This is a genomic window from Nitrosomonas europaea, from assembly GCF_900167395.1.
Taxonomy (GTDB): Bacteria; Pseudomonadota; Gammaproteobacteria; order Burkholderiales; family Nitrosomonadaceae; genus Nitrosomonas; species Nitrosomonas europaea.
This window is the reverse complement of the sequence record NZ_FUWK01000032.1, coordinates 1-21,836: the sequence shown is the minus strand read 5'-3', so window position 1 is coordinate 21,836 and position 21,836 is coordinate 1. Positions and strand designations below refer to the sequence as shown.

Below are 21,836 nucleotides of genomic sequence, written 5' to 3'. Positions count from 1 at the left end.
TGCTGAGCGCAAGCGACTGGTCAACGTGTAATCGGTTTGTAGCGAATTCGTTTGGGTTTGGCCGCTTCTTCTCCAAGGCGTTGGCGTTTATCGGCTTCGTATTCCTGGTAGTTGCCTGTAAAAAACGTGACTTGTGAATTGCCTTCAAAGGCCAGGATATGGGTGGCAATGCGATCCAGGAACCAGCGATCATGAGAAATCACCAGCACACAACCGGCAAATTCCAGCAAGGCATTTTCCAGTGCTCTCAATGTTTCTACATCCAGGTCATTGGAAGGTTCGTCCAGCAGCAATACGTTACCTCCCGCTATCAGTGTTTTGGCAAGGTGCAGCCGGCCTCGTTCACCACCGGAAAGTGTCCCGGTAATTTTCTGCTGGTCAGGACCTTTGAAATTGAAGCGGCCAAGGTAGGCGCGTGCAGGTACTTCATATTTTCCGACGATGAGCATGTCGTTTCCGCCCGAGATGGCCTGGAATACGGTCTGACTATCGGACAGAGCATCACGTGACTGATCCACATGGGCGATTTTGACTGTTTCACCTATTTTGATCTCACCTGTATCCGGCTGTTCTTTTCCCGTAATCATGCGGAATAGGGTGGATTTTCCGGCACCATTGGGGCCGATGATTCCAACGATTGCACCAGGCGGTATTCTGAAATTCAGATTGTCAATCAGCAGGCGATCTCCAAATCCCTTGGAGACATTGATAAATTCAATGACTTCATTTCCCAGTCTGTCTGCGACGGGAATGAAGATCTCTTGTGTTTCGTTGCGTTTCTGGTATTCCTGGGAACTGAGTTCTTCAAACCGGGCCAGGCGGGCCTTGGATTTCGCTTGCCTGCCTTTGGGATTTTGCCGTACCCATTCCAGCTCTTGTTTGAGTGATTTCTGGCGGGCGGATTCTGCACTTTCTTCCTGTTTCAGGCGTGTTTCTTTCTGTTCCAGCCAGCTTGAATAGTTTCCTTTCCAGGGGATACCGTGGCCGCGATCCAGCTCCAGTATCCATTCTGCTGCGTTATCCAGGAAATACCGGTCGTGTGTAACGGCTACTACTGTGCCGGGGAAACGTGCAAGAAACTGCTCGAGCCATTCGACTGATTCCGCATCCAGATGGTTGGTAGGCTCATCCAAAAGCAGCATGTCCGGCTTGGATAGAAGCAGTCTGCAGAGTGCAACGCGACGTTTTTCTCCTCCTGAAAGGTGCTCGATATGAGCATCCCATTCCGGGAGGCGCAGTGCATCAGCGGCTATCTCCATCTGTTGGGATAAATTATCCCCATTTTGTGTCGTTAGTATTGCTTCCAGTCGTGACTGTTCGGCTGCCAGTACTTCGAAATCAGCATCTGGTTCGGCATAGGCTGCATAAACCGCTTCCAGTTGTTGTTGTGCGTTGAACACGTCTCCCAGCCCTTCCTGAACTGTTTCGCGCACGGTAAGTTTGGGATCCAGTTGCGGTTCCTGCGGCAGGTAGCCAATCTTGAGATCTGGCATGGGTGTACATTCCCCTTCAAAATCTTTATCCACGCCGGCCATGATTTTTAACAGGGTAGATTTACCAGAACCATTCAGGCCGAGCAGGCCGATTTTTGCTCCTGGAAAGAAACTCAGCGAGATATCTTTGAGAATGACGCGTTTGGGAGGAACGATTTTGCCGACGCGATTCATAATTAAAACGTATTGGGCCATAAATGCTTTATTAATCCTGAATTTGAATTGATCTGAACAATCTAGAATCTGGGGAATTTCTGCCGGGATTTAATAAGAAAAAGCTACAGTTTAAAGCCGGCAGCCAGTATGGCAGAGCAGACGATTTACATCTAATTATATTAAAAGGCAAAAATGTAAAAGGCAAATACCGGCGCTGAAGAAGTGAAGCATTCCATCAAGCGGGTAGAGTCGTTTGTCTGAGCGGATATGAACTTATCATCGGGGGGGTATGAAAATTACAGTTCATTATAAGTCGGGGGAAGTTCAAGTTTTTATTGTTCCGGCCGAGATACATGTTACCGAATTTCGAGAAATGGCCAAGAAAGTGGGTGGAGAAGTGCTCAGAGTAGAATTTACATCGTTTGGTTCAAGACCTCATCGATGTCATGCCGGAGAAGGGAAACACTAGCAGCAATCCTGGATCAGTCGGTCACTGTTGTAAATGTGTACTGTATAACTCCCAAAATGCCTGTCGTGTTAAAAAATATTAGATGGTTGATTTATCGATATGGTTCAATCGTAATATTTCTGATGGGTAGCGGAGTTATGTTTATCTGGTGCCATATCCGGGTGAAAAAAAGTGATATTAGTCATATCCCGCTATTTAAAAGTGTAATAAGTTGTTCCGTTGTCACAAGCAGATTTTTCGTTACGGCTCCGGTTATTTTTACGGAACGCTGCTGAACTGATAGATAAACATAAGTTAACACTCGGTTTGCAGGCGAGTAATAGTAATATATGCAGCTGTAGTTATTGTAGTGAGAACCGGGGTTAGAGACATATTTGTTTTTTATTGAGGGTTTCGAGTGAATATTTCCATTAAAGCCTGGATAGTCAGTCTATCAGTCATTTTTTATCTGCTTGCACTCGGTGGTTGCACGACTTATCCATTACTTTCTACTCAAGGTGAACAGGTGCCGCATGATTATCTGATCGGACCGGGTGACACATTAAATATCATCGTTTGGCGCAATCCGGAAATATCCATGAGTGTGCCGGTGCGTCCGGACGGGAAGATTACTACACCACTCGTAGAGGATTTGCCGGCAAGTGGAAAGACTTCAACCGAACTGGCACGTAATATCGAAGAGACTCTTTCTAAATATTTACAGCAGCCGGTAGTCACCGTCGTTATAACTGGTTTCGTCGGACCGTTCAGTGAGCAGATCCGGGTGATCGGCGAGGCAGCGCAACCACAGGCATTACCTTACCGGGAAAACATGTCATTGATGGATGTCATGATTGCGGTGGGAGGGTTGACTGATTTTGCAGCAGGAAACAGAGCAAGAATTATTCGGAATGTCGATGGTGAACAGCAGCAATTCCGGGTCAGACTGGAAGACCTGATTCGGGATGGTGATATCTCCGCCAATGTTCCGGTTTACCAGGGCGATGTGCTGGTTATTCCTGAAAGCTTTTTTTGATTGATTTGATCGTGATCGTGATAAATGAAGAGGTGACCCGATATGAGTGAGTTGATTGCTCAACTGCTGGTTTATATCAAGGGTATCTGGAAATATAGATGGGCTTCAGTTGCGACCGCATGGACTGTCGCGATTGCGGGCTGGTTCTTCGTTTATCAGATGCCGGACAATTATCAGGCTTCTGCACGGATTTACGTCGATACCCAGAGTATTCTGCGCCCGCTGATGGCCGGGATGACGGTATCCCCCAACCCGGACCAGCAGATTACCATAATGAGCCGAACGCTCATCAGTCGACCGAATGTCGAGAGAATCATTCGTATGGTTGATCTGGATATCAAGATTACAGATGACAGTGCCAGAGAAAAGCTGGTCACTACCCTGATGAAGGATATCAAGCTTTCAACGACGGGTAGCGATAATATTTTCATGATTTCATATGATAATAAAGATCCCAGGCTGGCCAAGGACATTGTCCAGTCACTGTTGACTATTTTTGTTGAAGGTGGGTTGGAAGGTAAAAAACAGGATTCAGCTTCTGCATTGCGTTTTATCGACCAGCAAATTGCTGCCTATGAGGAAAAGCTGGTTGCTGCCGAAGCAGCATTGACGGCTTTCAAACAGAAGAATATTGGTTTTTTGCCCGGACAGGGGGGGGATTACTACAGTCAACTGGTATCGGCTGCAGAAGAGTTGGAAAAGGCCAGGCTTACCTTGCTTGAGGCTGAACAGGCACGTGATGCAGTCAAGAAACAGATAACGGGTGATGAGCCGGTGCTGTTGTTCGAAGTGGGTGAAGTATCACCGCAAAGTATTGTCAATCCGGAGATCGATTCCCGTATTCAGGCATTGAATACGAATCTGGATAATTTGATGTTGAATTTTACCGATCAACATCCTGATGTTGTCGCCACCAAACGACTGATTGCTCAATTGGAGGAGCGTAAGGTCGAAGAAGCCAAACTTGCCGGTACAGTCAATAATCGTGGTAGAAATTATGATCCGATGATGCAGCAACTGAATATCGCACTGGCTGAATCCGAAGCACAAGTGGCATCCATGAAGGCGCGGGTGGCGGAGTATGAAGCCCGCTTTGAACGTCTGAAATCGATGAGTAATACGGTTCCTGCCGTAGAGGTGGAGATGCAGCAGCTCAACCGTGATTACAATGTGAATAAAGCCAATTATGAGAAGCTGCTGGAGCGTAGAGCATCTGCTGAAATCTCTGGTGAGCTGACTTCTACTTCAGGCTTGATGTCTTTCAGGATCGTTGATCCTCCTACGGTTCCAGAAGCTCCATCCGGACCGGATCGCAAGAAATTTTTTACACTTGTTTTGATTGGAGCCCTAGCGGGAGGAATTGGTTTTGCTTTCATTATTAGCCAGATCCGGCCAACATTCCATAGCCAGAGTACTTTGAGGGAGCTGACAGGTTTGCCGATTCTGGGGACGATTCCAATGGTATGGACAGAACAGCAAAAATTAAAAGACAAGAGGAAGATTTATGCGTTTGGTATTTCTCTGTTGATGCTGATGGCATGCTATGTTGTCTTGATGATTTATGTAAAGCCACATGGGATGACAGCTGCCTGAATTGATGGTGTAAGGGTTGTAATATAATGATGGAGTGGATATGAGCCTGATAGAAAGGGCTGCGGACAAGCTTGTAAAGAATGATATGAATGGCTTTATGCCAGGCAGTGTGTCGCAGCATGATTCTCGTGAAGGAATCGGCCCCGATTCGTTATTTTCATCTGATGGAGTGCCGGGTAAAAAAACTGGGCACGGCAGGATTATCAAAGAAGAGGTGGGAGCCGATCGGATTAATAAAGCTGCTGACACAAAAAAGACAGTTAAAAGAATCGAAGTCGATCTGGAAAATCTGCACCGTAAGGGTGTTGTCACGCTTCACCATACTAAATCTGAAATAGCTGAACAGTTTCGGCTGATAAAGCGTCCGTTACTTGCTAACGCATTCAACCCGGACAGTGGAGTAAAGAACGGTAACCTGATCATGGTTACCAGCTCTTTGTCCGGAGAAGGGAAAAGCTTCTGCTCACTGAATTTGGCAATGAGTATCGCAATGGAAATGGACCATCGGGTTTTGCTGGTGGATGCTGATGTTGCGCGTCCCTCTATTCCTGCAACCTTGGGCTTTAGTCCGGAAGAACCGGGATTGCTGGATATGCTTCGTGATTCACAGCTGTCGATATCTGATGTGATGATGAAAACCAATATAAAGAAGTTGACGCTGATACCGGCAGGGAGGCGCCATACACATGCAACTGAATTGCTGGCCAGCCAGAGTATGCATTCTATTCTGGTAGAGCTTGCGCAACGCTATCATGATCGTGTGGTGATTTTTGATTCTCCCCCATTATTGTTGACCAGTGAGGCGCGAGTGCTGGCAAGCCAGATGGGACAAATCGTGCTGGTAGTCGAGGCGGAGAGGACAACTCAGCAGACGGTAAAAGAGGCTTTACAGCAGATTGAGGCATGCGATGTAGTTAACCTCATTTATAACAAAGCCAGAGCACATGGCAGCACCGAATACTACGGCTATTATTGATGAAATCATTTGGGTGCGGTAATGACAATTTCTCCCGTTTGAGGATGTGTCTGAGGGTTGGTTGTATTGTTGGATTGAGTAGCTGGGGGTTTCAGGTAAGTGCAGCAGAGTGGAATATTCAGCCACGGTTAACAGTCAGCGAGACTTATACTGATAACGTGGGGTTAGGTGGAGGAGGTTTCGGAGGGTTTGGTGGAGCTGGCAGAGGAGGGGAGTTTATTACACAAATTAACCCGGGGGTAAGTATAACCGGTGAAGGGCGTCGCTTTAAATCGAATCTTAGTTACACTTTGAATAATCTCATTTACGCAAAAAATGAGCGATTCCGGATACGGAATCAATTGAATACTGATGCCACTGCTGAAATTATCAAGCATCATTTTTTTGTAGATGGGCGAGCTACAATCTCCCAGCAGAATGCTTTCTTGTTTGGGCCACAGGCGCCGGATAATGCCGTTTTGACGGGAAATCGGAGAAATATCTACATGTGGAATATCAGTCCCTATGTGCGCCAGCGTTTCAGTAATCTTGCTTCAGGTGAAGTTCGCTACGTTCACGGTGAAGTCAGTTCGAATGCCAATAGTTTCTCCAATAGCAGCTCTGATGCGGCAATTTTTTCTCTGAATAGCGGTTCGGCGTTCAGGACGCTTGGCTGGGGAGTCAATTACAGTCATACACAGATCGACAGAAAGTATGCCAGATCCAATCTTGGGAGGTTGCAAACGATCGAGCTGGAGCGGACTACTGGCACACTTAGATATATAGTGACGTCACAATTTAGCCTGATCGGTACGGCGGGATATGAGCGCAACAGTTTTATTTCGATAAGAGGGCGGACATCCAGCCCATTATGGACAGTTGGTTTTTCTTGGACTCCTACCAAAAGGACGAAAATTGATGCGTCAGGAGGGAAAAGATTTTTCGGTAATACTTATGCAGCATCAGTTGATCACCGTACTCGCAGTACAGTATGGAATCTGAGTTATGTAGAGGATATCACTACTTTCGGTCAGCAATCTCTGGCTGGTGGTTCAATTTTGAGTGCCTCTATGTTGGGTCAATTATTTTCCGGCATTCAGGGAGGAGACGCATTATTGAACCAGGGGCTTCCGCTCTCATTTTCTGACCCGAATAATTTTCTGACCAATCGTTTGTTTTTGCTTAGACGTTTACAGGCTTCGCTTACTTTGAATGGTAAGAAGAATTCGCTGGTATTTCGTGGATTTAGCTATTCCAGAAAATCATTCAGTTCAGATGAGGAAGATGCTGATTTGATTGGTATCGAGAATGCAGCATTGACTAGAGATACTACGCAGACAGGAGGCAATCTATTGTGGAATCACCGGTTGTCTCCCAGAACAAATGCCAATATCAATCTGGGGTATATCAGAACCAGTTATGATGTAACCAGTCAGGAAGATGACAACATAATAGTGACGGCCGGCTTGAATAAGCGATTTACTTCTAATATCAGCGGGTCGATCATGTACTATCATCTCCACCGTGAGTCTAATCGCAATAACGGCAGCTATGATGCCAATGCGATAACGGCTACTTTGAACATGAATTTTTAGAAAATTGAAATTTTATGTATCTAGCCTACTATGGTTTTGCTGAGAAGCCGTTTCAGTTAAAACCCGACCCGAATTTCTTTTTTCCCAGTCGAGGCCATAAACGTGCTGCGGCTTATCTTGAATACGGCCTTTCGCAGGAAGATGGTTTTATCATCATTACGGGTGATGTAGGCGCTGGCAAAACAACCCTGATGCGCTACCTGTTCCAGAAGTTGAGGCAAGAGCGGGTGGCGGCTGCACAATTGGTGAGTACACGGCTGGACCCGGATGATGCCTTGAGAATGGTAGCTGCTGCTTTTGGCCTTTCTTATGAAGGTCTGTCCAAGGCTGCATTGCTGCTCGAGCTCGAACGATTTATGCGTAAGTGTGAACGGGAAAGTACACGAGTTTTACTAGTGGTTGATGAGGCACAAAATCTTCTTCCGCAGACACTTGAAGAATTGCGGATGTTATCGAACTTTCAGTCAGATAACAGGCCTTTGTTACAAACCTTTTTACTTGGCCAGCCAGAGTTCAGGAGGACGTTGCTCGGCAGTCAAATGCAGCAACTGCGCCAGAGAGTGATTGCCACCTATCATCTGGGTCCGCTGGATCAGGCGGAAACCAGGGCCTATATCGAACATCGTCTTCAAAAAGCCGGTTGGAATGGAAGTCCTGTACTGCAGGATGAGATTTTTGAAGTGATACATAATTTTTCTGCCGGGATTCCTCGTAAAATCAATCTGTTTTGTGACAGATTGCTGATCATGGGGTGTTTGGAAGAATTACAGACTTTGGGTAAAGCTGAAGCGAATGAAGTAATGCTCGATATTCAAAAAGAGTTTGATCTGGCGGTTTCTCCTGAATGAATCTTATGATCCGTAATGCGTTGACCATTGATGTGGAAGATTATTTCCAGGTATCGGCTTTTGCCCGGTATATTCCGCGTTCATCCTGGGATAGTTTGCCATGCAGAGTCGAGCGCAATATTGACCGGATTCTCGTGTTGCTGGACGAGCATAAAATCAAGGCCACTTTTTTTACATTGGGCTGGATAGCAGAGCGTTATCCGTCCATGGTGAAAAGAATTGTTGAGAATGGCCATGAACTGGCCAGTCATGGTTATGCCCATCACCGTGTTACTGAGCTGAGCCGCGGGCAGTTTTATGATGATATTGCTCGCAGTAAATTCCTGCTGGAAGATATTGGTGGGCAGTCTGTCTGGGGGTATCGTGCCCCCAGTTTTTCTATCAATAAAGATAATCTCTGGGCGCTGGATTACCTGGAAGAAGCAGGCTATCGATATAGTTCCAGTATTTATCCGGTAGAGCATGATCATTACGGTATGCCGGACGCTCCGCGTTTTGCCTTTAATCCGACTGGCTCCCGGAAAATACTTGAATTACCGGTAACTACTGTACGCTTGCTGGATCGTAATTTTCCAGCAGGTGGAGGCGGCTATTTCCGTCTTTGGCCCTATGCGGTTTCGCGCTGGTTTTTGCAGAGAGTCAACTCAGTTGATCGTCAACCTGCAATTTTTTATTTTCACCCATGGGAGATCGATCCCGATCAGCCCCGGCAAGTGGGAATTAGCTTCAAGACGCGTTTTCGTCATTACCTTAATCTGGGTCGTATGGAAAAACGGCTCGATGCCCTGATCCGACATTTCGACTGGGGGCGTATGGATCAGATTTTCCTGCGACAGTCGGTGTGAGTTTCAGCGGTTCTATTGTGCAAAATACGCCTTATTTGTTTCCAGGCGCATTACCCGGGATTTCTGTGTTATCCCCAGATAAATTCCAGGCTTGGGATGAGTTCATCATGGCTTGTCCTGAAGCGACCTTTTTTCACCGTGCCGGATGGAAGCAGGTGATAGAACAAGCTTTCGGGCATAAAACCTGGTTCCTGTATATAGAAGAGGGCGGGTGTATTCAAGGTGTATTGCCTCTGGCAGAGATTGACAGTTTGTTATTCGGGCACAGCCTGAGTGCTTTGCCATTTTGTGTGTATGGTGGTATTGCTGCAATATCAGATGACGCACGAATCCGCCTTGATCAGGCAGCCCAGATGTTGGCAACATATCTGAAGGTTGATTATCTGGAATATCGTCATCTTCACCCTTTTCACCACGATTGGCCCACTAAAGATTTATACGTTACGTTCCGCAAAACCATGGATTCTGATGTAGAGCAAAACATGCTGGCAATTCCCCGCAAGCAGCGTGCCATGGTACGTAAAGGGATGAAATATGAGTTGCAGAGCTATCTGGATCAGGATACCGACCATTTTTTTCGAGCCTATTCAGCCAGTGTACATCGCCTGGGTACACCAGTTTTTTCCCGCAAATATTTCCGGTTATTGAAAAGTGTTTTTGCAGAAGATTGTGAGCTGCTCATTATCACTAAAGATGAAAATGTAGTCAGCGCAGTCATGAGTTTCTATTTCCGGGATGAAGTGCTGCCTTATTATGGCGGTGGAACGGACGCGGCTCGAGATCTGGCGGGTAATGATTTCATGTACTGGGAACTGATGCGGCGTGCCTGTGAACGGGGCTACCGGGTTTTCGATTTCGGACGCAGCAAGCGAGGAACCGGATCATACAGTTTTAAAAAGAACTGGGGGTTTGAGCCGCAGCCGTTGTTTTATGAATACCAGCTCCATCAAGCAAAAACGATTCCTGAACATAATCCGCTTAATCCAAAGTATCAGCTTTTTATCAAGGCTTGGCAGAAGATGCCTTTGGCTCTGGCCAATATGCTCGGCCCGCATATCGTTAAAAATCTGGGTTAAGAAAGGATGCGGGGACTCCTTTATCTGACACACAGAATTCCTTATCCACCCAATAAGGGAGACAAGATACGTTCTTTTCATCTTCTGCAGCACCTCAGCAAGCGTTATCGTGTGTACCTGGGAACGTTCATTGATGATGAAGAAGACTGGCAGTATGAAGATGAAGTCAGAAAGTATTGTCAGGATGTATGCATTGTCAGGCTGAATCCGCTGTCGGCCAGGATAAGAAGCCTGTTTGCGTTGTTCGGGAATGATCCGCTGACACTGGCTTATTATCGCGACGCGAGGCTGATGCAGTGGATTAAAGCGCTGTTCAGCAATGAATCCATACAGGATATTGTGGTTTTCTCTTCTGCCATGGCGCAGTATGTTGAACATTTATCTGGTTGTCGGCGCATCATCGATTTCGTTGATGTGGATTCGGATAAATGGCGGCAGTACGCTTTATCAAAGCAGTGGCCGTTCAACCGGATTTATCACAGGGAATCACGATATTTGCTGAATTATGAAAGGAAAGTGGCGGAAGAATTCAGCCATTCAACTTTTGTTTCGGAAAAAGAGGCGGAGTTATTCCGGCAGCTTGCGCCGGATGCAGCAAGTAAGACGACATTCTTCAATAATGGTGTCGATACCGATTTTTTTTCCCCTCAGCGTAGTTATCTCAATCCTTATCCGGCTGCAAAGAAAGTGCTGGTGTTTACAGGTGCCATGGATTATTGGGCTAATATCGATGCAGTAAGCTGGTTTGCAAATTCAGTATTTCCTGCGATACGCACGAAACAGCCGGATGTCGATTTTTATATTGTGGGTGCTAAACCCGCCAGACAGGTACAGATGCTGGCAGATTTGCCGGGGATCTATGTGACCGGCGCTGTAGAGGATATTCGGCCGTATCTTATACATGCAGCAGTGGCAGTTGCTCCCTTGCGGATTGCGCGGGGTATCCAGAACAAAGTGCTGGAGGCAATGGCCATGCAAAAACCTGTTGTTGTTTCCGTACAGGCAATGGAGGGAATTCATGCCGTATCAGAGAAGGAACTGATCGTGGCTGGGGATGCCGGGGATTTTGCTGAGCAGATTCTCTTGCTTCTCGACTCTGATGAACAGGTAACCATGGGACGACTGGCGAGAGAACGAGTTCTGCAGGATTACACCTGGCCGGCTAATCTGTCACGAATCGATGCGTTGCTTGCGGCACCCTAGGTTAAGGTTCAGTAAAAATGGGCCGTTTCTGCCATATCCAGATACATTAGCGGAAGGTTATTTTGACTGATGGTTCTGCCATGAATATTACAGTTCAATCACAACGTACTGCTGTCGGCAGCAGAATGATTAACGGGCGAAGTGTGACAGCATTGATCACCTTGCTGGTAATCGCCGTCATCCTGGGTATTTATCATACAACCGTCGAATCGATGGTAGCTATCTGGAACCGGTCTGATACCTATGCTCATGGTTACCTGATCCTCCCGTTCAGCGTGTACATGATCTGGAAAAAGCGTGCAATGCTATCGACGATTCAATACCGTCCTGACTATATGCCATTATCGGTGCTGGTCGGGCTGGGGGCGGGGTGGTTGCTGGCTTCTGCTGCAAGTGTTGTGGTGGTGGAACAGTACGCTCTGGTCGCGATGATACCAGTGATCGTCTGGGCTTTGCTTGGTTTACGCGCTTTTAGTGCCATTCTGTTTCCACTTGCATATCTGCTGTTTGCTGTACCATTCGGTGAAATATTCATTCCACCTCTCATTGATTTTACAGCTGATTTTACCGTTGGCGCGTTACAGGCAACTGGTATTCCGGTTTATCGTGAGGGGAGTTTCTTCAGTATTCCCAGCGGTAACTGGTCGGTTGTGGAAGCCTGTAGCGGAGTGCGTTATCTGATTGCTTCGGTGACGTTGGGAACACTTTACGCCTATCTGACCTACCACAGTATCAGCCGGAGACTGATATTCATTGCATTTTCGATCGTAGTACCGATCGTTGCCAACGGGGTGCGCGCATATCTGATCGTCATGACCGGTCATCTCAGTGATATGCAACTGGCGGTTGGTGTCGATCATCTGGTTTATGGCTGGATCTTTTTTGGTCTGGTCATGTTGCTGCTGTTCTGGATCGGCTCATTCTGGCGGGAAGATCATCTTGATGAAACCGTATCAGTTGAAAATTCTTCCTCAGCTAGTCTGGAATCTTCTTCCGTCCCGATTAAATCAACGTTGGGCATGGCTGGACTGGTGGTGGCAGTCGCCATGATCTGGCCAGTTTATCTGAATTATTTGAATAATAAATCCGATGTACGCCCGATATCGGAAATCAGTGTGGCAGATCTTTCCGGTAAATGGAGTACGGCCTCAGCTTCTCTTACTGACTGGATACCTGGTTATATTGGTTTTCCCAGGCAGTTCATTGGTCATTTCTATCGCGAAAATAAACATGTTGGTCTTTATATAACATATTACCGGAATCAGGATCAGAATAACAAACTGGTCAGTTCCAGCAATGTTCTGGTGAGTGACCGGGACAGCAGGTGGCGAAATATGGATGGAAGCAAGCGGAATATTTCGCTGGGTGATGCACCGTTCACTGTGCACCAGAATCAGTTACATGCTTCGAAAGAGCGCTTGCTGATCTGGAGGTGGTTCTGGCTGATCGGCTATGAAACGGCTGACCCTTACGTTGCCAAAATGATTCAGGCGCTAAATCGAGTTTGGGGCAATGGAGATGATGGCGCCGAGATCATCATTGCTGCGGGCTATGAGCATGATCCGGAAGAGGCTGCAGCAGTACTGCGCGAGTTTATGGCTGATATGAAGCCAGTGATTGCCGGGAAACTTCAGGCTGTTCACAGCGCACAGACTGACTGAGGCGGAGATCAGAGTAATGTCCCATCCTCCTCTGATTGTGCATGTGATTTTTCATCTGGGAGTAGGCGGGCTCGAAAATGGTCTGGTGAATCTGATCAATCATATTCCTGCGGATCGTTACCGGCATGCCATCATTTGCCTCAAGGGATTCTCGGAATTTCACAAACGCCTTAACCGGGATGATGTCGAGATCATTGCGCTGAACAAACGCGAAGGAAAAGATTTCAGTGTCTACGGCAAACTTTACAGAGTGTTCAGGCAACTTAAGCCGGATATCGTGCACACGCGTAATCTCACAGCTATGGAAGCGCAGGTGGTTGCTGCTGTGGCAGGTGTGAAGGCACGGGTGCATGGGGAACATGGCCGGGATATTTTTGACCTCGACGGTAAAAACTGGAAATACAATCTGTTGCGCAAGGCAATTCGCCCGTTTATCCACCACTTCATTACCGTCAGTAAAGATCTGGAAAACTGGTTGATTGATACGGTGAAGGTATCTCCAGTGAAAGTACACCAGATTTATAACGGCGTGGAACATCTGCGTTTCCATCCAGGTGGCACTGTTCCGGTCGAGATATTTCCTCCGGATTTCTTCGCTGGCAGGCCATTCGTTGTGGGGAGTGTTGGCCGAATGGCGGCAGTCAAGGATTTTCCGACACTGGTACAGGCTTTTCTGATGTTGCGAAATGAATTATCTGAAATCGACAGGCCATTACGGCTCATCATTGCAGGAGAGGGTGTGGCGAGAGCAGAATGCGAGGCCATGCTGCGCTCAGCCGGAGTTGAGCAATTTGCCTGGCTTCCGGGAGAACGTGACGACATTCCTCAGCTGATGCAGGCAATGGATGTGTTCGTACTGCCCTCTTTGGGGGAAGGAATTTCCAATACTGTTCTGGAAGCCATGGCGAGTGGCCTGCCGGTTATTGCAACTCGAGTGGGAGGCAATACCGAACTGGTTCTGGAGGGGGAAACCGGCCGTCTGGTGCCTTCGGGAGACCCGGTCGCGCTGGCCCGTGCAATAAGTCAATATCATCAGGATAATACCGCGGTATACAAGCACGGACAGCATGCACGAGCAATCATTGAGCAGCAGTTCAGTATGCGTTCAATGACAAATGGTTATCTTGCGGTTTATGATCGGGTACTGGGTTATAAATCAAAAACTGAAACGATCAACTGACCGGATAAAAATATGTGTGGCATAACAGGTGTATTTGATACGCGCAGTACAAGTGAGATCGACCGTAATCTGCTTCATCGCATGAATGAAACACTGACGCATCGCGGTCCGGATGAAGGAGAGGTATATGTTGAATCAGGGCTGGGATTAGGGCACCGTCGCCTGTCGATCATGGATGTATCCAGCGGTCAGCAGCCATTGTTCAATGAAGATGGCAGCGTGGTCGTTGTCTTCAATGGTGAAATCTATAATTTCCAGAAACTGGTCGGAGAGTTGACAGCGCTGGGGCATCGATTTCGTACCCATTGCGATACGGAAGTGATCGTACATGCCTGGGAAGAATGGGGTGAACGTTGTGTCGAACGTTTCAGTGGTATGTTTGCCTTTGGTGTGTGGGATCGTAACCGGCAAACATTGTTCATGGCACGTGATCGGCTGGGTATCAAACCGTTTTACTATACCCTGCTGGATAACGGATTATTTCTGTTTGCCTCGGAACTCAAAGCCTTGCTGGTTCATCCGGATTTTGACAAAACGTTCGATCATCGGGCGATAGAAGACTATTTTGCTTATGGCTATATTCCCGAGCCAAAAACTATTTTTAAAAATGCCTTCAAACTGAATCCTGGCCATCTGTTGTCATTGCAGCGTGGGCAACAGACTGTGCAATCCCGCGAATACTGGGATATACCGTTTACACCGCACGGTTCTCTGAGTGAAGAGGAAGCTGCAGAAGAATTGATTCTCCGATTGCGAAATGCGGTGGATAGTCACCTCATGAGTGAAGTACCGCTGGGTGCATTTCTTTCCGGTGGAGTGGATTCCAGTGCTGTCGTTGCGATGATGGGGGGGCTGATGAAAGAACCGGTCAATACCTGTTCAATCGCTTTTTCCGATCCCGCTTTTGATGAATCGGATTATGCCCGGCTGGTTGCTGAACGCTACCAGACCCGGCATTTTACTGAACAGGTTCAGCAAGATGATTTTGATCTCATCGATCGACTGGCTGCGCTCTACGATGAACCATTTGCTGATAGCTCTGCTATTCCGACTTATCGTGTCTGTGAGTTAGCCAGGAAACGGGTGACAGTAGCGCTTTCCGGAGATGGAGGAGATGAGAATTTTGCCGGTTATCGCCGTTATCGCTGGCACATGATAGAGGAACGGTTGCGTTCAAAATTACCATTGGGATTGCGTAAACCTTTATTTGGTCTGTTGGGCAGTGTTTATCCTAAGGCGGACTGGGCACCGAAATTCCTGCGTGCCAAAACTACATTTGAATCACTTGCGCGCGATTCCGTGGAAGGTTATTTCCACAGCGTATCCATTCTGGATAATAAGCTGCGTATGCAGTTATTTACCCGGGATTTTTATCGTGATCTGCAGGGCTATCGGGCGGTAGAGGTATTACGTGATTATGCGGATAAAAGCCCGACAAAAGATGCTTTATCACTGATTCAGTATCTGGATATGAAAACTTATCTGGTGGGCGATATTCTGACCAAGGTGGATCGTGCCAGTATGGCGCATTCACTGGAAGTGCGGGTCCCGCTGCTGGATCATGAACTGGTCGAATGGGTTTCGGGGTTGCCTGCCTCCATGAAGTTACGTCAACAGGAAGGAAAATATATTCTCAAAAGATCACTGGAACCCTATTTACCGAACGAAGTGCTTTACCGGAACAAGATGGGTTTTTCAGTACCATTGGCCAGCTGGTTCCGCGGCCCATTACGTGAACGTGTGCGCACTGCGTTACTGGGCAATACACTGGCTGGTACCGGAATTTTTGATATGGGATTCATCAAAAAAATGCTTGACCAGCACCAATCCGGCAGACGGGATTACAGTGCACCTATCTGGACACTATTGATGTTTGAGGCTTTTTTGCGCAACATACTTAGTATGGGGAATATGTCATATACCGGGCAGGATAAAAAGGTTGCCTGATATTGATTTAATAAAACATAGGATTCTCGACTGGGGGGCAGGAGTTCAATGTTGAACGTTTATCTCACCGTTGACACTGAGCTATGGCCTTATTCCGATGGCTGGCCGGTACGTGCCTTGTCACCGTATAAAATAGCGTTTGATGAAGAAATTGCTGCATGCTTTTATGGCAAAACATCTGAAGGTGAATTCGGGCTGCCTTATCAAATTGAGCGATTTAATCAGTATGGATTAAAAGCCACTTATTTTCTGGAGCCACTGTTTGCTGACCGGATTGGCAGCAATCATCTTGCAGACATAGTTGATTTGATTCAACGTAATGACCAGGAAGTCCAGCTACACTTGCATACTGAATGGCTCAGTGAAATTTATGATCCAACTATTCCTGTCCATTTTAAGCAATACATGCATCAATTCACTTTAGATGAGCAGGTGACCTTAATTGCAAAGGGAATACGCAGTCTTCAGGCAGCTGGCGTAAAAGAACTACATGCCTTTCGCGCTGGAGGTTATGGTGCTAATCGGGATACGTTACGCGCTGTAGCACAAAATAAGCTGTTGTTTGATTCCAGCTATAACTCTTGCTATCTGGGCGAAGATTGCAAGATTGATCTGAATGAACAGTTGCTTCAGCCATGTAAGATTGAGGGTGTATGGGAATTCCCTATTTCTTTTTTTCAGGATTATCCAAACCATTGGCGACATGTCCAACTGGCAGCATGTTCTACAAAAGAAATGGAAACAGTCTTACTCAATGCCTGGCGACAAGGCTGGTTTTCATTTGTAATTGTCTTGCATAGTTTTGAGCTAGTTAAAGGCAGAAGTATCGGTAAATTAAGTTTGCCGGATAAATTGAATATCAGTCGCTTTAATCATTTGTGTAAATTTTTATCTGATCATCCCGATAAATTTAGAACTACTCTGTTTTCCGAGCTTGATCCAATAACGATTCCTGAAATAAGGCCACAGAAAATTTTATATTCTCGTCTGCATCATACGATTAAGCGTTATGCTGAGCAGATCCATTCAAGGTTTTTCTGATGGAAGAATGGTCCAGGCAATCAATAAACTTCACTGTGCGATTGGGAGAAATGAGTGTTCTCGCCTGGCCATTGAATGCCTGCGTACTGAAAACTCATTTCACTAAACTTCCTATCCATCCAACCGTACCGGCAGAGCTTCCAAAATTATTCAGAGATTCTGTTGACGTAGTAGTGACACGTTCTCATCCGATAGAATCATCGCTAGCTAAGCTAAGCATATTGCCCCAAGCGATTCAGTATATTCCTTCAAGCTATCGACGATACTGGGTCGTACTTGATGGCAATTTTGAAGATTATCTGAAAAAATTTTCTGCCAAATCCAGAAACACACTCTTGCGAAAAATAAAAAGATTTGCTGAGTTATCAGGAGGAGAGATAGATTGGAGGGAATATTGCAAACCGGAAGAAATGCATGAATTTTATAAGCTGGCAATGGAAGTTTCACAAAAAACTTATCAGGAGCGGCTGCTCGATTGTGGTTTACCTTCTGATCAACAATTTCAAGAGAATATGCTAGCGCTTGCTGCTGAGGATAACGTACGAGGTTATCTTCTTTTTTATCAGAAAAAGCCGATCGCTTATATTTATTGTCCAGTACATGACGGGATTGCTCTCTACGAATACGTGGGTCATGACCCGGAATATCAACGTTGGTCTCCCGGTACTCTACTGCAATATTTTGCTTTGCAGCGTATGTTTACGGCAAGTCATATAAAAATCTTTGATTTTACCGAGGGAGAAGGTGCGCATAAGGCATTTTTTGCAACCAACAATCAATATTGTGCAGATGTGTATTATTTTCGGCGTACCTGGCTCAATTTAATCAAAGTGGCACTGCATGCGAGCAGCGACAAATTATCGGATGGCATTGTTCGAATGCTGGATAAATTTGGTGTGAAAGCGGCCATAAAAAAACTATTTCGATCCAAGGCCTAGATTAAGGTCAGAGTAGTTTTTACTTAAACTTATATCGTCTTATTATTTGGATTATATGTAAATATCATGAAAGTATTGTTGCTCTGTGAATCTGGTCCATTGGGGTTGAAGGTATTATATTGCTTGAAGGGCATGAATGCTTTTGTTCAGACAGCGGGGCCGCGCGGTGCACGAATACTTAAATATTCTCGTTATACGGATGGACATAGTGAGGTTCAATTTTGGCAGGATGGTCTGCCATCTGTAAAGACTCAGCAATTACTGAGAGAGAGAGTTCAAGGGGAGAATTTTGATATCATATTGCCATCTGACATGGGCAGTGCGGCGTTCTTAGCGGCCACAAAAAAGGCTTATCCAGATTTACCATGCTTTCCTTGTAGTGATCAGGTGATACTGGATACATTACATAATAAGTGGTCTTTTGCACAAACCTGTGCGAAATATAGATTGCCTATCCCTCCGACAATCCTGTTGACATCTTCTGATCAGCTTGATACCAGCACTCTTGATCCAGTTGGTTTTCCACTCATTGTAAAGCCATTAGAGGCTGAGTCTAGTCACGGGGTGGTGCGTTTGGATAATCTTCAAGCTTTGCGTACGTATATCGAACAGGACTCACACTACGCACAATTACCGTTGATTGTACAGTCGTATATACCGGGGCGCGATATCGATATCAGTATTCTGGCTGCGAATGATCGAATACTGTGCAATACCGTCCAATCCTGGCTGGAAGATGGGGTACTTGAGTTTACTCAACATCCGGAAATGCATGCGATTGCTACACGATTGGTTCAAGCTTTCCATTACGAGGGGTTGGCTCATTTTGACATGCGTATTGATGCACGTGATGGCAAATTATATGTGATCGAATGTAATCCCAGAGCTTGGTATACCATTTCTGCTTCGATGTGGCAGGGATTAAATTTTATCGAAATGGGCATTCATTACACAAAAACAGGGACGTTGCCTAAAATTTCTGAAAAATCTGGAGAAGGGCGCTATTGTCTGGCTGGTTCCTTATGGAAGCAATTGTTGTTACCACATAAAGGTTGGAAAAATCTCTCGGTGGGTAGTGTGCGCGGATTTGTTCAAGCAATAACTGATCCAGTTCCTCATTTATATTCAAAACTAACCTAATCCATACTCTATATCGTAGTGAAACTTCAAAAATTGTATGCTGCTGTCAAGCAGGTAAATGAGATAACCAGAGTTAATCATTATCCAAAAATAGCGAGCTACCTGCGCTTTCTTCAGCTGGCGACATCAGAGCAGTATTCGCCAGTGGAGATATTCATGGAAGATTTGCTTAACCCATCCTGGAATAATGAAGAACGTAATGGGATGATCAGTAAAGAATGCTTTCTGCATTTACAGAAAAAAGTGAATCCTGCTTCACATTGGTATCTAACGGAAGATAAAATTGCATTTCATCATCACTGTATTAAGAACAACTTATCTGTTCCCGAATTAGTAGCAGTTTTTGACCCAAATGGCCAATCCTATTGGGAGAATGGGCAGGGCATTGAGACCAAAAATAATTTGTTGGATGGATTGGCTCGTTATCCTTTTGACATTATTATGAAGCCCGTCTATGGTTACCATGGTAAAGGGGTATCAGCTTTGGATTTTGTGGATGGTGTACATCGATTTACTACCGATTTAAGTTTGTCATTACGTGATGTATTCAAGAAAATACTAGCTGAAAACCCTGATCGATATATCTTGCAAAAAAGGTTATACAGTCATCAAGCTATTGCGGAATTTACGGGGAATACAGTTTTGCAAAGCTTGCGTTTGATTACCTGTCTTGATGAAAATGGTCAGCCCAAACTGATTATTCGAAAAATCAAGTTTCCTAAACAAGGAAACCTGATTGATAATTTTTCATGGGGAATAAGTAATGGGCGTCTATGTTTAATTGATGAGTACGGAAAAATTGAGAGCTTCATTAAGTATGATCACATAAAAAAGTATCTGGTGCGTTATGACTATATTGAAGATATCAGTGGAAAGAAAACAGAATTTACAATTCCTTTCTGGAATCAATGTGTAGTGCTTGTTCTGAATGCCCAGAAAGCATTTGCTCCATTACGGACTATCGGTTGGGATGTTGCGGTGACCAATGAGGGTCCTTTTTTAATTGAAGGTAATGTCTTCTGGGATCCGTTAACGCCTCAAGAGGGGAGTATGCAGGCTATATGTCAATTGCTTATGGCGCTGAATGCGCCTCTCGTGAACTAGATTTCTATCAAGATTTCAGTTTGTATTGCTTGAGCTTATCGATGTTGATATCAAAGGGGACAACAGGCACCCAGTTGTCATTGCCTTCGAGTACCACAGGGCGGTTGTCAGTAATGGCAATATCCCATCCGACTGCACGCAATGGCAGGAAAGTGGTGGATAATTTCATGGCTAGCGTCAAACATGCCTGCCAATGAGGAACGGTAAAATTTAGCAAATTTGCTTGTGTTACTGCATGGTGAGTGGTTTCTACAAGATAGCCTTGCTGCTGATCCATTGCATAGACATTGCAAAACTTGCCTGTGGCTGGATCGATTTTTGCCAGCATATTACCGGTTTTGCCAAGATTAAAGGCATCGGCTAGGCCTTCCTGGCCAGCAAGCTTCATAAAAGCGAAAAGTATCTCAACCTGATTATTATCGGTTACATGCGTGCAGATTCTGATCGTTTGCAGCATTTTAAATCCAGTCAGTTTTGTAATTTCCGGATGGTTGGCTATGCGCTGTTGAAACAGCAATCCCTCAAAATCCATGTCAACAGAATCTCCTTTGCTCGATGCAGGAAGTGTGACCTCGATAGAGCATAATTCTCTATAAAGATCGTCTGCAGTAATGGATTTTCCTTGAAATTTCAGGCTGCCTTGATCGTCTATCTCCAAGATGGATAATCCCAGTCCAAGCATTCCATTATTGGGTTTAAGTAGATATTCTCCAGGTTCTAATTCTCGAATAAAATCCCGGAATCTACTTGATTCCTGAAAAATTCTTTCATCAAATGTTTTAACAATACCTTGTTTGAAAATACCATAAGTTGCAGGAATAGGCAGATGATGTTGTAAGCATAGGGTGGTAAAAATAAATTTATCTTCAATGTTTGGAACCGCAGCGCCAGGATTATATTTACGGTAAAAGCGATCTGCCATTTCCTTCGAAACATACTGTCGGATACGATTAGCACCATCTTCGGGATCAGCAAGTCCGTATAATCGAATTTCTTGAGCTGAAAATAAATCTTTAAGGAATGCGGTGAGCCAATTGATAATTATACGTAGGGTTGAATGTTTGTAGCGATCGGTTTCAAGCCTGATAGCTGTGAGTGCTCGTATCAACTTCCTGATAAAGTTTTTCATAACGAATAAATACTAATGCTGTTCCATGTTGGGGATATACGCGTTTGTGACACATTATGAGGGTAATCAGAATGCTTAATCAACTTGGGATTAAACCAGATGGAAGTGATGCCGGGCATCGAGGTGTCAGATCGTGTCTAGGTCGAATCGACATTTAAAGCCATAAAGTTGCTGCAGCCAGATGTATGAAGGCGGAGAAGTAAATAGCTTTACGGTCATATCTGGTTGAAAGTCTGCGCCAATGCTTGAGTTTGTTGAATGTGCGCTCAATGATATTTCTGCATTTATAGATTTCGCGATCATACGTTCTTCGTATTTTGCGGTTTGATCGCGGTGGGATGACAGGCACGGCCTTCATGGAGGCAATGGCGTCGAGAATATTATCGCTGTCGTAGCCTTTATCCGCCAGAACATGCGAGGGCCTGAACCCGCTGATCAGATCAAGAGC

At 45.5% G+C, this 21,836-nt stretch carries 18 protein-coding genes; 15 read left to right on the top strand and 3 right to left on the bottom strand.

Going from position 1 to position 21,836, the window contains the following annotated elements; all coding sequences use genetic code 11:
* Positions 1-20: 20 nt before the first annotated feature.
* Complete coding sequence (gene ettA, locus B5D58_RS10045; protein WP_011112354.1) at positions 21-1,688, bottom strand: energy-dependent translational throttle protein EttA; 1,668 nt, start codon at positions 1,686-1,688, stop codon at positions 21-23.
* Positions 1,689-2,515: 827 nt separating this feature from the next.
* Here ettA and B5D58_RS10040 point away from each other — a divergent pair.
* The 15 genes from B5D58_RS10040 (at position 2,516) to B5D58_RS09970 (ending at position 20,259) form a co-directional block, all read left to right on the top strand.
* Positions 2,516-3,133, top strand: coding sequence for an XrtA/PEP-CTERM system exopolysaccharide export protein (locus tag B5D58_RS10040; RefSeq protein WP_011112353.1), 618 nt, complete (start codon positions 2,516-2,518; stop codon positions 3,131-3,133).
* A gap of 42 nt (positions 3,134-3,175) precedes the next feature.
* Positions 3,176-4,726, top strand: a complete 1,551-nt coding sequence (locus B5D58_RS10035; protein WP_011112352.1) for an XrtA system polysaccharide chain length determinant — start codon at positions 3,176-3,178, stop codon at positions 4,724-4,726.
* Positions 4,727-4,766: 40 nt separating this feature from the next.
* Positions 4,767-5,702, top strand: a complete 936-nt coding sequence (locus B5D58_RS10030) for an XrtA-associated tyrosine autokinase (protein WP_011112351.1) — start codon at positions 4,767-4,769, stop codon at positions 5,700-5,702.
* Positions 5,702-7,276, top strand: a complete 1,575-nt coding sequence (locus B5D58_RS10025) for a TIGR03016 family PEP-CTERM system-associated outer membrane protein (protein WP_011112350.1) — start codon at positions 5,702-5,704, stop codon at positions 7,274-7,276. Before B5D58_RS10030 ends, B5D58_RS10025 begins: the two co-directional genes overlap by 1 nt.
* A 14-nt stretch (positions 7,277-7,290) precedes the next feature.
* The gene (locus B5D58_RS10020) at positions 7,291-8,124 is read left to right on the top strand and encodes an XrtA/PEP-CTERM system-associated ATPase (RefSeq protein WP_011112349.1); all 834 of its coding nucleotides are present in this window, start codon (positions 7,291-7,293) and stop codon (positions 8,122-8,124) included.
* Complete coding sequence (locus B5D58_RS10015; protein ID WP_011112348.1) at positions 8,121-8,969, top strand: XrtA system polysaccharide deacetylase; 849 nt, start codon at positions 8,121-8,123, stop codon at positions 8,967-8,969. The genes B5D58_RS10020 and B5D58_RS10015 overlap by 4 nt, the downstream gene beginning before the upstream one ends.
* Before the next feature lie 59 nt (positions 8,970-9,028).
* Positions 9,029-10,045 (top strand): FemAB family XrtA/PEP-CTERM system-associated protein, encoded by a 1,017-nt coding sequence (locus tag B5D58_RS10010; protein ID WP_371937211.1) that lies wholly within the window; start codon positions 9,029-9,031, stop codon positions 10,043-10,045.
* Between the two features lie 6 nt (positions 10,046-10,051).
* Positions 10,052-11,248: a TIGR03087 family PEP-CTERM/XrtA system glycosyltransferase gene (locus B5D58_RS10005; protein ID WP_011112346.1), complete on the top strand. Its 1,197-nt coding sequence runs from the start codon at positions 10,052-10,054 to the stop codon at positions 11,246-11,248.
* Positions 11,249-11,328: 80 nt separating this feature from the next.
* Positions 11,329-12,909 carry an exosortase A gene (gene xrtA / locus B5D58_RS10000; protein ID WP_011112345.1) on the top strand — a complete coding sequence of 527 codons (1,581 nt, stop codon included), beginning with the start codon at positions 11,329-11,331 and terminating at the stop codon, positions 12,907-12,909.
* A gap of 16 nt (positions 12,910-12,925) precedes the next feature.
* Positions 12,926-14,089, top strand: a complete 1,164-nt coding sequence (locus B5D58_RS09995; RefSeq protein WP_011112344.1) for a TIGR03088 family PEP-CTERM/XrtA system glycosyltransferase — start codon at positions 12,926-12,928, stop codon at positions 14,087-14,089.
* Between the two features lie 12 nt (positions 14,090-14,101).
* Positions 14,102-16,036 carry an XrtA/PEP-CTERM system amidotransferase gene (locus tag B5D58_RS09990; RefSeq protein ID WP_011112343.1) on the top strand — a complete coding sequence of 645 codons (1,935 nt, stop codon included), beginning with the start codon at positions 14,102-14,104 and terminating at the stop codon, positions 16,034-16,036.
* Between the two features lie 48 nt (positions 16,037-16,084).
* Entirely contained in the window at positions 16,085-17,077 is a 993-nt protein-coding gene (locus B5D58_RS09985; protein ID WP_011112342.1) for a polysaccharide deacetylase family protein, read from the top strand.
* 50 nt (positions 17,078-17,127) lie between these two features.
* Complete coding sequence (locus B5D58_RS09980) at positions 17,128-18,015, top strand: GNAT family N-acetyltransferase (RefSeq protein ID WP_234989058.1); 888 nt, start codon at positions 17,128-17,130, stop codon at positions 18,013-18,015.
* 66 nt (positions 18,016-18,081) lie between these two features.
* Positions 18,082-19,155 carry an ATP-grasp domain-containing protein gene (locus B5D58_RS09975; protein ID WP_011112340.1) on the top strand — a complete coding sequence of 358 codons (1,074 nt, stop codon included), beginning with the start codon at positions 18,082-18,084 and terminating at the stop codon, positions 19,153-19,155.
* A gap of 18 nt (positions 19,156-19,173) precedes the next feature.
* Entirely contained in the window at positions 19,174-20,259 is a 1,086-nt protein-coding gene (locus B5D58_RS09970) for a sugar-transfer associated ATP-grasp domain-containing protein (protein ID WP_234989057.1), read from the top strand.
* Between the two features lie 7 nt (positions 20,260-20,266).
* On the opposite strand, the gene B5D58_RS09965 is transcribed toward B5D58_RS09970, so the two are convergent.
* On the bottom strand, positions 20,267-21,388 hold the full coding sequence (locus B5D58_RS09965; RefSeq protein WP_011112338.1) for a sugar-transfer associated ATP-grasp domain-containing protein: 1,122 nt from the start codon (positions 21,386-21,388) through the stop codon (positions 20,267-20,269).
* A 154-nt stretch (positions 21,389-21,542) separates the two neighbouring features.
* Positions 21,543-21,836, bottom strand: a 294-nt coding sequence (locus B5D58_RS09960) for a transposase (protein WP_143779568.1), incomplete at its 5' end; no start/stop codon positions are given.